Below are 640 nucleotides of genomic sequence, written 5' to 3' on the forward strand. Positions count from 1 at the left end.
CAACGGCCAGACCATCTTCATCGACGGCGGAATGACGGTGGTGGTCTGATGGGCGGCGTGGCAGCACTTCCGGCCACGGCCGCGGCGGTGGTGGCCCACGCGGCGGGCGACCTGCGGATCGAGGACATCGCCGTGCCCGCGCCGGCGCCCGATGAAGCCGTCATCGACGTGGCCTTCGGCGGCATCTGCGGCTCCGATCTGCACTACTGGCTGCACGGTGCCGCGGGCGAATCCGTCCTCAAGGCTCCTATGGTCCTGGGCCACGAGATCGTGGGGACCGTGATCCGTGCCCCCGCCGTGTGGCTGGCCTCCGACGGGTCCGACTTCGTCAACGGCCAGACCATCTTCATCGACGGCGGAATGACGGTGGTGGTCTGATGGGCGGCGTGGCAGCACTTCCGGCCACGGCCGCGGCGGTGGTGGCCCACGCGGCGGGCGACCTGCGGATCGAGGACATCGCCGTGCCCGCGCCGGCGCCCGATGAAGCCGTCATCGACGTGGCCTTCGGCGGCATCTGCGGCTCCGATCTGCACTACTGGCTGCACGGTGCCGCGGGCGAATCCGTCCTCAAGGCTCCTATGGTCCTGGGCCACGAGATCGTGGGGACCGTGATCCGTGCCGCCGCTGACGGCTCGGGGCC

At 70.8% G+C, this 640-nt stretch carries 1 protein-coding gene and 1 pseudogene; both read left to right on the forward strand.

Annotated elements, in window-relative coordinates:
• Positions 1-48 precede the first annotated feature (48 nt).
• Positions 49-321, forward strand: a pseudogene (locus tag Y706_RS0118820) (alcohol dehydrogenase catalytic domain-containing protein); the annotation flags it as partial.
• A 56-nt stretch (positions 322-377) separates the two neighbouring features.
• On the forward strand, positions 378-640 hold a 263-nt coding region (locus Y706_RS30425; RefSeq protein ID WP_043436488.1), incomplete at its 3' end, for an alcohol dehydrogenase catalytic domain-containing protein.

This window comes from Arthrobacter sp. I3 (genome assembly GCF_000520575.1).
GTDB classification, from domain to species: domain Bacteria; phylum Actinomycetota; class Actinomycetes; order Actinomycetales; family Micrococcaceae; genus Arthrobacter; species Arthrobacter humicola_A.